The sequence below is a fragment of the Paraglaciecola algarum genome (assembly GCF_021532655.1).
GTDB classification, from domain to species: domain Bacteria; phylum Pseudomonadota; class Gammaproteobacteria; order Enterobacterales; family Alteromonadaceae; genus Paraglaciecola; species Paraglaciecola algarum.
Window position 1 is genome coordinate 152,520 of the sequence record NZ_JAKGAS010000004.1, and the last position, 11,939, is coordinate 164,458.

General features: G+C 38.5%; 9 protein-coding genes. 8 read left to right on the forward strand and 1 reads right to left on the reverse strand.

All coding sequences use genetic code 11. The features are described from left to right. Nucleotides 1-84: 84 nt before the first annotated feature. The 8 genes from L0668_RS09000 (at nucleotide 85) to L0668_RS09035 (ending at nucleotide 11,166) form a co-directional block, all read left to right on the forward strand. Nucleotides 85-1,800 carry a proline--tRNA ligase gene (locus L0668_RS09000; protein ID WP_235311920.1) on the forward strand — a complete coding sequence of 572 codons (1,716 nt, stop codon included), beginning with the start codon at nucleotides 85-87 and terminating at the stop codon, nucleotides 1,798-1,800. A 175-nt stretch (nucleotides 1,801-1,975) separates the two neighbouring features. Further along, the gene (locus L0668_RS09005) at nucleotides 1,976-2,815 is read left to right on the forward strand and encodes an MBL fold metallo-hydrolase (RefSeq protein WP_235311922.1); all 840 of its coding nucleotides are present in this window, start codon (nucleotides 1,976-1,978) and stop codon (nucleotides 2,813-2,815) included. Nucleotides 2,816-2,826: 11 nt separating this feature from the next. After that, complete coding sequence (locus tag L0668_RS09010) at nucleotides 2,827-3,957, forward strand: patatin-like phospholipase family protein (RefSeq protein WP_235311924.1); 1,131 nt, start codon at nucleotides 2,827-2,829, stop codon at nucleotides 3,955-3,957. Nucleotides 3,958-4,034: 77 nt separating this feature from the next. After that, nucleotides 4,035-5,510 (forward strand): sensor histidine kinase, encoded by a 1,476-nt coding sequence (locus tag L0668_RS09015; protein ID WP_235311926.1) that lies wholly within the window; start codon nucleotides 4,035-4,037, stop codon nucleotides 5,508-5,510. Between the two features lie 164 nt (nucleotides 5,511-5,674). Continuing rightward, on the forward strand, nucleotides 5,675-6,046 hold the full coding sequence (locus L0668_RS09020) for a response regulator (protein WP_235311927.1): 372 nt from the start codon (nucleotides 5,675-5,677) through the stop codon (nucleotides 6,044-6,046). 160 nt (nucleotides 6,047-6,206) lie between these two features. Then, on the forward strand, nucleotides 6,207-6,932 hold the full coding sequence (locus tag L0668_RS09025; RefSeq protein ID WP_235311928.1) for a TetR/AcrR family transcriptional regulator: 726 nt from the start codon (nucleotides 6,207-6,209) through the stop codon (nucleotides 6,930-6,932). Nucleotides 6,933-6,941: 9 nt separating this feature from the next. After that, nucleotides 6,942-8,048 (forward strand): efflux RND transporter periplasmic adaptor subunit, encoded by a 1,107-nt coding sequence (locus tag L0668_RS09030; RefSeq protein WP_235311929.1) that lies wholly within the window; start codon nucleotides 6,942-6,944, stop codon nucleotides 8,046-8,048. 13 nt (nucleotides 8,049-8,061) lie between these two features. Further along, nucleotides 8,062-11,166, forward strand: coding sequence for an efflux RND transporter permease subunit (locus L0668_RS09035; RefSeq protein WP_235311930.1), 3,105 nt, complete (start codon nucleotides 8,062-8,064; stop codon nucleotides 11,164-11,166). A gap of 21 nt (nucleotides 11,167-11,187) precedes the next feature. On the opposite strand, the gene L0668_RS09040 is transcribed toward L0668_RS09035, so the two are convergent. Then, nucleotides 11,188-11,928 carry a substrate-binding periplasmic protein gene (locus L0668_RS09040; RefSeq protein WP_235311931.1) on the reverse strand — a complete coding sequence of 247 codons (741 nt, stop codon included), beginning with the start codon at nucleotides 11,926-11,928 and terminating at the stop codon, nucleotides 11,188-11,190. Nucleotides 11,929-11,939 lie beyond the last annotated feature (11 nt).

Below are 11,939 nucleotides of genomic sequence, written 5' to 3' on the forward strand. Positions count from 1 at the left end.
CAGAGCGAATAACCCTTTAGCCCTGCTAAAGCTACTGTTAGAATAGCCGCCGATTTTTCACCTACACTTGAGACTGTATTATCCATGCGCACTAGCCAATATTTATTATCTACGCAAAAAGAAACCCCAGCCGATGCTGAAGTAATTAGTCACCAGCTAATGTTACGTGCGGGTATGGTTAGAAAACTAGCATCAGGCCTATATACTTGGTTGCCTACCGGTTTGCGAGTATTAAATAAAGTAGCCAACATAGTTCGTGATGAAATGAATAAAGCTGGCTCTATCGAAATATTAATGCCAGTTGTGCAACCGGCTGATTTATGGGAAGAGTCAGGAAGATGGGAAGAATACGGCCCTGAATTATTACGTATTAAAGATCGTCATTCACGAGATTTTGTTTTAGGCCCAACTCACGAAGAAGTGGTTACTGCATTAGTTAAGAACGAAGTGAGTAGTTACAAACAACTACCTTTAAACGTTTACCAAGTACAAACAAAATTCCGTGATGAGGTTCGTCCAAGATTCGGCATTATGCGTGGCCGTGAATTCACCATGAAAGACGCCTATTCATTTCACATGGATCAGTCTAGCCTAGAAGATACTTATCAAAATATGTTCCAAGCATACTGCAATATCTTTGAACGTATGGGATTAGATTACCGCCCTGTAATTGCTGACACAGGATCTATTGGTGGAAGTGCTTCTCATGAATTTCATGTATTGGCGGAATCTGGTGAAGATGACATCGCCTTTTCTAATGAGTCAGACTATGCCGCCAACACTGAAATGGCTACTGCACTTGCCCCCACTGGCGAATGCCCAGTAGGTAGTCAAAGCATTGAAAAAGTAGCCACGCCTGATCAAAACTCTATCGAAGAAGTATCAAGCTATCTTAAGGTATCAAGTGAGCAAACCGTTAAAACCTTAATTGTGTTAGCAGAGGCTGATGAAGCCGGTAAACAAGGCTTAATCGCTTTAGTTGTGCGGGGCGATCATCAAGTTAACCAAGTAAAAGCTGAAAAACTAGCTGGTGTAGCTTCGCCCTTAACTATGGCAACTGAGCAGCAAATCCAAGATGAACTTAATTGCACTATTGGATCTATTGGCCCTATAGGCTTAAATATTCCGATTGTAGTTGATGCATTTGCCGCCCAAATAGCTGATTTTATTTGTGGCGCAAATGAAACCGGCTTCCACTTTACTGGCTGTAACTGGGCCAAAGATGCGACTGAATTTGAGGTTGCAGATATTCGAACCGTAGTGGCTGGCGATCAATCTCCAGATGGAAAAGGTACCCTAGAAATAAAACGTGGTATTGAAGTAGGCCATATATTCCAACTTGGTGACAAATACTCACAGGCAATGAACTGTGGCGTATTAGATGAAAATGGTAAACATAAAACCTTAACTATGGGTTGTTATGGTATCGGAGTATCAAGAATTGTAGCTGCCGCAATTGAACAAAACCACGATAAATACGGCATTATATGGCCAGAGGCCATTGCTCCATTTAAAGTGGCGTTAATTCCTATGAATATGCATAAATCTCATCGTATTCAAGAAGTAGCGGAATCCTTTTATTCTCAACTAACTGTCGCTGGTATTGATGTATTATTTGACGATAGAAAAGAGCGCCCTGGTGTAATGTTTAACGATATGGAATTAATTGGCATACCCCACACCATTGTGATTGGTGAGCGTAATTTAGATGACAACAAAGTTGAATATAAAAACCGTCGCACAGGCGAAAAAACGCTGATTGAAATTGACCAATTATTTAATTTTATCAGTAAGTTATAGATATAAATGAGTACATGAAAAGCGCCGAAAGGCGCTTTTTTTATACCTATAAAAATCACATACCTAAACAAATAAGTTTATACTTAATTCTGATACTCTTTGATGGTAGAGTTTATACTCATGGATTGGTAAAGACTTTTCCGAGAAAGCGAACAAGCTAGTAACGAGATAATAAATGCAGATAACCTTTTACGGTGTACGTGGTTCTTGTCCTGCTCCTGGGCCTGAGTTTGTCAAATATGGTGGTAACACTGCATGTACTCACGTTTGCCTAGAAGATGGTACCGATTTGATTTTAGATGCTGGTACAGGTATTAAAAACCTCGGTCAAAAGCTCATTAAACAAAGTAATGATATTCATTTATTACTCACTCACAATCATTGGGATCATATTCAAGGTTTTCCCTTCTTTGCCCCTATTTACCAGCCAGACAGAAATATTTTTATCACCCCTGGCCAAATAAGCTTTGATGAGAAAGATGCCATTTTAAAACAAATGAGTGGCAGCGTATTTCCTGTTGATTACAAGACCTTACCGTCAAACATTCAAATTGTTTCACTAGCAGAAAGTATTGATAGTTGGCAAATAGGTGAGGCAAAAATCACACGATTAACCATGAATCATCCTGGAGGAGGTAGCGCATTTTCTATCCAAGCCGAGGGTAAAAAAGTGGTTTATGTGACGGATAACGAACTTTATCCTCCCTATAAAAAGAATACCGACTTTTTAGATTGGGTGGAATTTTGCAAAGATGCTGATTTAATCATTCATGATGCACAATATATGATTGAAGATATGCCGGCCAAATCAGGCTGGGGGCATTCAGTAGCAGAAGAAGCCGTTAAGTTAGCCATGGCAAGTCGAGCCAAACGCATGGCTTTGTACAGCCATGATCATATTCGAACCGATGATGAAATTGCTGCAATTGAAAGTCATTGCCAATTTGTAATTGAAGTAGGTGGCTCTGATTTAGAGTTATTTGCAGCAGCCGAAGGGCTCAGTAAAACCCTATAAAGGAAGTATGTTTGTCTGAACGAAATCAATATGCATTATTGCTGTCTGGTGGTGGCGCACGAGCGGCCTATCAGTTAGGCGTACTTAAAGCGATAGCTACTTTTTTACCTCGAAATCAAGGTATCCCCTTCCCTATCGTTTGCGGCAACTCAGCCGGCGCTATTAACGCTACAGGCCTAGCATGTTATGCATCTTGTTATCATTTAGGTTTAAGGAAGCTCGAATGGGTGTGGAAAAACTTCCATACTCGCCAAGTCTACGATAGCGGTATTCGAGACGTATTCAAACATTTATCCAGCAACTTTTTAAGTAGCTTTTTAAGTGAACAAAATCAAAAAAATCCATCGAGTTTATTAAACAATCAGCCATTGCGAAAATTGATACGTAGTCATATAGATTTCAATCGCATCGATAATAACGTGGCACGAGGATATCTAAAAGCAATAAGTATTAATGCATCCAGCTATACCAGCCATGACTCCATTAGTTTTTATCAAGGTCAAAGTGACATAAAACCATGGCAAAGAGAACAAAGGCGAGGCATAGCCTGTACGTTAAACTCTGAGCATCTTATTGCGTCTTCTGCTATTCCTATGTTGTTTCCGCCGGTAAAATTATTAGGTGAGTTTTTAGGCGACGGATCTGTTCATCAATTATCACCTTTAAGCCCGGCTATTCACTTGGGAGCCGAAAAAATATTAGTTATTGGTGTAGAGCAACCAGAACGTGTTTCACGTTTTACCGATATGAATCGCTTTCCCAGTAGCATTGCCATAGCAGGGCACTTATTGGATACCATATTTGCCGATACACTCAAGTCTGACCTAGAACGTTTAGAGCGGATCAACAATACCATTGCTCATATGACCCACAAACAAAGGCAATTAACCGACCTAAAAACCATAGATTGTTTAGTGGTAAACCCCAGCGTTAATTTTAATGAAATGGCCGCAAAACACTTTTATAGAATGCCAGCAGGCATAAAAATTTTATTGCGTATGTTAGGTTTACATGACAAAGCAGATACGAGTTTGCTTAGTTATTTACTCTTCGAAAAAGAGTTTTGCCGAGAATTAATTGATTTAGGGCTAAAAGATGGCTTAGCCCGACAAGAGGAGCTACGTACATTTTTGTCGATTTAACTATACATTGACAGTCTGACCTTTCAACTATACTGAACATACGCCTTTAAAATTAGACTAGCGGAAATTACACTAGAATGTCGGCATCTCCTAAAAGTAGTAACGCACACTCATCAAGGCTTGAAGCCGTACTCAACACTGTTATTGACGGTATTATTACAATCAATAATCGAGGGCTAATCCAAAGTTTCAATCCATCTGCAGTGCGGATATTTGGCTACAGCCCAGAAGAAGTCATAGGCCAAAATGTAAAAATGCTTATGCCTGAGCCATACCATAGTGGCCATGATGGATATTTAAGCAACTATTTTTCTACCGGCGACAAACAAATTATCGGTAAAGGCCGAGAAGTCGAAGCACAACGTAAAGACGGAAGTGTGTTTGCCATGGAGTTAGGTGTCAATGAAATGGACATAGATGGTGAAACTATGTTTGTTGGCACCATTCGAGATATATCAGATCGCATATCTGCAGAACAAGCGTTAAAGGAGAATCAAGCCAAACTTCAAGCCATTGTAGACAATACTGTTGACGGGCTAATCACCATAGACCAAGGTGGTAGAATTGAAACCTTCAATAAAGCTTGTGAAACAATATTTGGCTATCGGGCTAACGAAGTCATTGAGCAAAATGTAAAAATATTAATGCCCAATCCTTACCACCGAGAACATGATAGTTATTTATCCAACTATCATAATACCGGTGAAAAACGGATCATAGGCACTGGTCGTCAGGTTGAGGGACGACGCAAAAATGGCGATATATTTCCGCTTGATTTATCAGTCAGTGAAGTGCACGTGCATGGTCGAAAATTATATAGTGGTATTGTGCGCGACATAACCGACAGAAAAAACGCCGAAGAAGAAATACGCCAAGCTAATGCCGAGCTGGAAGAATTTTCCTATCGCACTTCCCACGACCTGCGCTCTCCCTTAGTGTCATCCATCAGACTTTTAGACATAGTAGAAGAGTCGATTCGAGTTGACGATAAGGAAAAAGCCTTAATGAGTTCAGCCCTCATTCAAAAGTCACTGCGACAATTAGAAAGCTTAGTAAAAGATATTTTAACCCTTACTCAAGCTAAAAATGAATCTGAAGAGTTGGAAGAAATAAATATTGAGTCATTAATTGTCGATACACTCACTAAGCTCAAGCATATGGATAATTTTGAACGCTTAAATATAGATTTAAGCATGAAGTTTGACTCAACTTTATGGTCAAAAAAGAACCGTATGATGCTAATTATTGAAAATCTATTGTCCAATGCGGTGAAATACCAAGATTTAAATAAAGAAAATTCCTTCATTAATATTTCAACCTACTTAGATTGTAATAATTTCACCTTAAAAATCAGTGACAATGGTTTAGGCATACCCAAAAATCAACAAGCCCAACTGTTCCAAATGTTTAAACGTTTTCACCCCAAAACAGCTTTTGGTTCTGGGTTAGGTTTGTACATGATGAAAAAGAGTGTCGACGTGCTCGGGGGAGAAATTTACTTTAAAGACAACGATAACGGTTGTACATTTATATTTACCTTACCTGTTAGATAGTCCTTTAAATACATAGCTACTGATTAACTTAGTTACTTATTAGCTTAAAAAAGATAAATTGAAATTGCCGTCAAATTGGTACATATTTTTCTCAAAGTTAATTTAATCGCTGCTAAACTTAAAACATTAGATTAAGAAATTCTGTTTATTAAAGGTTGTATCAGATGAAAAATTCTCCAATATTAATTATCGAAGACAGTGAAATTGATCAATATATTGCAAAATATATGATTAAAAAGTTTGATGAAAATATTGATGTATTACAAGCATTTGACGGACAAGAAGCCCTTGAAGTATTAACTATTTTGCCAAGACAACCTGTGGTAATTTTACTAGACATAAATATGCCTCGAATGAATGGCCATGAATTTTTAAAAGAATATACAGCAAGTAACATTGAAAAAACCTCAATAGCTATTCTGACCTCTTCTTTTCAACAAAGTGATAAAGACCAATGTTTAAAGTTTACTTGTGTCAAAAAATATATCACTAAACCTTTTGAAGTTTCCGATTTAAATGATTTATTATCCTCTTAGCACTCAATCAGTTTCTAGCAAATATTGCCAAATGTAACCGCCCGTTACACTTAATTTAGGTCCTCAATTGACATCTTCCGTAACATAAGGATAATTATGTTCGAATGTTATTCGAATATTATTATTCTTATATAAAACCAAAGGTTTTAAATACTCAACTATGGCTCCAGCACAACGCTTTACCACAGAACAACAAGAAGAATTGATACTTAATGCAGCTATAACTGCCATTGAAGAGACCTCTTTGCTTGGCTTTAAAATGTCTGACATTGCGAAATATGCGGGCATGTCTATGGGCTCGGTATATAAACACGTACAATCCAAAGAAGACGTATTGTTAGCTTTAGCGACAGCTAACTTAAAACAAACACAAAAACATTTTGCGGCCATCTATCAACTGGAGCTCACTACACCAGAGCGCTATATCGCTATGATTTTAACGGATAAATCTAAAGCTAACTTATTTCCTTTTGCCTCACATTTAGAGATGTTGATCACAAACGATGCCATATTAAGCCGCTGCTCTGAAGCATGGAAACATAGATTTCATTCCGCAGACACTAACGTCGATGCTCAATGTAGTGCTTATATTAATCAAGCATTAGCAACAAAAGAGTTACGAATTCCAAACGGTGAGCAAGATTATGCCAATAAATTTAGTTTAGGCTTATGGGCAATATCAGTGGGTTTTATTCATGTAAGTAATCAACTACGTGGTAAACACTTATTTGGACACATTACACCTGATAGTGAATTACTCGATCACACTAGCTTACAAATTCAAACCATTAAAAATTATATTAACGCTTATGATTGGCAATCTCCGTTAACGGATGAAGGTATTCATAGAGCGATCTCAGCATTAAAAACATTAGATTTACGTTAAGGATAAACCATGAAAAATACTAGTCAATTCACCCGCTGGGGTATAACACTTGTAACATGTGGAACCATTGCCGTTATTTTATTTTATATAAATCAAGGACAAAGCAATGCATCTGTGGGGCAAACACCACCAGAGCTACCTGAGATGGTTGAAGCCATACAAGTTAGTTCAACTATTTGGTCACCAAAAACCAAAGCCTTAGGTGAAGTTGTAGCTACCAGGACGATTACTCTGCGTAACGAATTAGAAGGTTCTATTATTACACTTAATTTGCCATCGGGTGGAGAAGTCACTCAGGGTCAAACACTGGTGCAACTTGATACCAGTGAAGAACAAGCCCGTTTAGCTAATGCAAAAGCAAGTTTAGAGCTAGCTGAAATTGAATTACGCCGCAATAAACAGTTGTATCAACAAAAGATTGTCAGCCAAGACAATTACGACAAAGCTCGGATACAAGTCACTATTCGCCAAGCCGAAGTACAGGCAATTAACAGCTTAATAAATAAAAAAACTATTAAAGCACCATTTAATGCAATCACAGGGTTACATACATTAGAAGTGGGACAATATCTATCAGCCAATAGTGAAATAAATACTTTAGTAGGGATTGACCAAAAAATATGGGTTGACTTCAAACTGCCTCAACAATTCGCCAATATTAATAAAAATAGCGATGTATTGATCCAAAGTCCTCACTCTGAACAAAGTATCAAAGGTAAAATCGTGGCACAAAATACCTTGCTGAATAAAGCCGCCCGAAGTTTGACCTTTAGAGCGCAAATTGACAATAACCAACAATTGCTTAAACCCGGCACAGTGGTAAGTGTATTAGCGCCAACCACTGAGCCTCAAGAAGCATTAAAAATACCAACTTCAGCCATAATGCGTGACCAATTTGCTAACTATGTGTACTTATTGACTCCTGCTAAAGACAATAAAAATTACCGTGCTCAAAGACGTGAAATCGAATTAGGTGGTGAACATGGATCAGATACTGTAGTTACCTCTGGTTTGGTGATGAATGATCTTATCGTTAGCATAGGTGCATTTAAGTTAAGACCCGACATGTTAGTTACTTTTAACCCTAAAGCCGCTTTAGACCAAGCTGCCGAATAAACTGGATTTTAATATGCAACATATGAAAAAAAGTTTTATGGACATGTTTGTCACCAAACCCGTTTTGGCCATAATCTTATCTATGGTCATTGTGCTTGTCGGGTTATTAGCTGCGACAAAATTACCTATTTTACAATATCCACAAATTGAAAGTTCTTCTATCGAAATACGGACCTTTTACGTAGGGGCTTCTGCTAAAGAGATCCAAGGTTTCGTGACTGAACCCATTGAGCGCGCAGCCTCTTCTGTGCCGGGAATTGACTATATAGAATCTAGTTCTGTTGCCGGTAGCAGTACTGTCACACTATTTCTTGAACTTAATCAAAACAGTACCTTAGCTTTAGCCGAATTATCTACACGTTTAGGCCAAATTAAATTTGAGTTACCACAAGGGGCAGAAGATCCTGCAGTATCCGTAAAACGGGCAGATAGACCTCACGCTAGTTTTTACTTAGATGTGAACTCACAAGATATGTCCCGCGAACAGCTCACTGATTATTTAACCAATCAAGTCAACCCGATTTTATCCACCATCAAAGGGGTACAAAAGGTAGGCCTTGAAGGTGGACGCTCACCTGCCATGCGCATTTGGATTGACCCGATCAAACTTGCTGCATTTAATTTAAGCTCACTGGATGTGAGAAATGCCCTCATCACTAATAATGTCGCCGCAACCATAGGCCAAAGTAAAAATGATAAACAACGAATTGACTTAATCGCCAATACCTTAATGAAAACCGAGGAGGATTTCACTCGCTTGGTGATTAAAAATATTGATGGCAGTAGCATCACTATTGGCGATATTGCTGAGGTTGAACTAGCTGAATCAGAAGGTGAACTCAACGCAAAATTTAATACTCGTGAATCTATATATATTTCTGTATGGCCTCTTCCAGGTGCAAATGAAATGGATATTGGTGACGAGTTATATAAACAAGTTGCCAAAATAAACCCAACGTTGAAGGGCAACACTGAAATTAGCATGGCTTATGACGCCACTTTATACATGCGTGATGCGATCAGAGAGATATTCACCACCTTGGGTGAAACAGTTATTTTAGTTGGTATAGTTATTCTTATGCTTATGGGCTCATTTAGAAGTGCCATAGTCCCTTTAATCACTATCCCAATTTCGATTTTAGGCGCCCTAGCCACTATGTCACTAATGGGCTTTTCGTTAAATCTACTCACTATATTAGCCATAGTATTATCAGTTGGATTAGTGGTGGATGATGCAATTGTCGTTGTTGAAAATGTGGCTAAATATATGCGAGAAGGAATGGGCCGGATCCCCGCAGCACTTAAAAGTTCAAGGCAATTACTTACCCCCATAATTGGTATGACTATCACCCTAGCGGCGGTTTATGCCCCCATTGGTTTTATGTCAGGTTTAACCGGCATGTTATTTAAAGAGTTTGTATTTACCCTCGCAATCGCCGTGCTATTTTCTGGGGTGGTAGCGTTAACGTTATCACCTATCATGAGTGCTTATTTATCGCCTGAAGGTGGAAAAGAAAGTAAAACCACTCAATGGGTTAATCGCCAATTTACTAAATTAGAAAATATCTACGCCAAACAACTCCAGTTTGCTTTAGCTTGGCGTGCGCAACTCATTGTTGCAGCTATTTTTGTTAGCCTTCTTACTATTCCATTTTACTTAGAATCTAAAAAGGAACTAGCCCCTACTGAAGATCAAAGTACTATAATTATTATTGCTCAATCACCACCAGAGTCTTCATTAGCCTATACCGATGCCAACATGAATCAGATTGTAGAAAATCTATTATCCATCGAAGGTGGTGAAGAAATGTGGCAAATTGTTATGCCAACTGGCGGATTTGGTGGCGTGGACTTTGTACCCAGTAATGAACGCTCCTTTAGTACGGCTGACAAAATTGGCGAGGTCTACGGCAGTGTTGCTGCTATTCCTGGTATTAGAGCCTTACCTGTCCTACCTCCTCCTTTACCTACAGCTGGGAACTTCGATGTTGAATTAATCATTACTTCCACTGATTCTCCGGAAGAAATGATTGAGTATGCTAATAAAATAGTTGGAGCAGCCTTTGAAAGTGGACATTTCATGTTTGCCGATTCAGATTTAAAAATAGATTTACCTCAAGCAAGGTTAGTTTTAGATAGGGAGCGCGTAGCTGACTTAGGTTTAAACTTAAGTGAAGTTAACAACCAAATGTCTATGTTACTATCAGGCAACTACGTCAACCGGTTTAACTTAGATGGACGGGCTTATAGAGTCATTCCTATGGTCAAGGGCCAAGATCGTAATACTCCGGATGCACTGCTTGATTTACAGTTAACTACGCCTAGCGGCGAATTAATTCCATTATCTGCGATTGCTAAACTTGAGAAAATCACAGCCCCTAGAGCCCTAACCAGATTTACTCAACAGAACTCATTTAAGATCTATGGGGGAATTTTACCATCAAGTACAAAAGATCAAGCACTAACCGCTTTAGAAGACATAGCCCGAGAGATTATGCCTGATTACTACAATATCGATTACGCCGGCGAATCTCGACAAATTCGTAAGGGCGGCAATAGTCTTGTGGGTATTCTTGGAGTGGCATTAATCTTTGTTTATTTTGTGTTAGCCATTCAATTTAATAGTTTGCGTGATCCACTTGTAGTGTTACTGGGTTCGGTACCTTTAGCGTTAGCCGGTGCTATGTTGTTCCCATTTTTGGGATTAACTACAGTTAATATTTACTCGCAAATAGGCCTGATAACCTTAGTAGGTTTGGTGGCCAAAAATGGTATTTTAATTGTTGAGTTTGCCAAAGAATTACAACTCGATGGTAAAAATAAACTCGATGCCATTACAGGTGCAGCTACCTCTAGACTGCGGCCAATATTAATGACTACAGCTGCCACTGTGCTTGGACATTTCCCGTTAATGTTAGTTACAGGAGCGGGAGCTGAAGCGCGAAATAGTATTGGTTTAATCTTAGTGGCAGGTATGTTGTTAGGTACTATTTTTACTCTATATATTTTACCAAATGTTTACATGATGTTTGCTCAAACCCATAAACCAATTAAAGATTATGATGAATTGGAAGCAGCCGAACCCGAGAGCCAAACGCCACAATTAAAGTCGGTATAAGGTCACAGACAACATTTACTATTAAAATTGGCCGGCTCGATTAAAGTCGTATTTTTGCAATAGTAGGGAATATTCAGTTGAAGCTACAACACGCTTTAATGCGTCATTAAATTTAGCAACATTACGTTTATCTTTGAAAGCAATTGAGTAGCGATTCACCGGAAAGATCCGGTGGATCCTAACCTCATGCTTTTTGCTTGCCCATTTAGATATACTCAACATGTAATAGAATATTTGTTCATCCATCACTAAAGTCTGGCCTCTCTCCCTAAACAACATTTCAGGTTGTTTAACTTGACGGGTTACTTGGATGTATAGAGGGCTTTTAGTTGTCGCAACTTCGAAGGCTTTACCTAACACTTTGTCGGCAAGTTGAAAACTGACAATACTATAATTTGCTAAATCTTCTATTTTATCAATCTGTAAATTGTTTTTAGTTAGAGAAATAGCCACATTATGATAATTAATATAGGGATCAGTTAAAACGTCAGGATCTAAGAACACTTTATTATTTGTGCTCATAACGCCATCGACGCCTGGCATATTTAATAATTTTGAGGCTCGTCCATAATTCACATAATTAAAAGCGACAGAATCTCCCATTTTATTGACTATACTTCTGACTAACTCAATTTCAAAACCCATGTCTTGTTTTTGGTCAACATAAGGAGGTTTATTAATACCCGCTAAAATTGTTAAGGATCCACCTGCCTGAGCAAATCCTGATATACCAATAAACAGTAAAAACAAAAAACGTCCCATAAACTTAAATA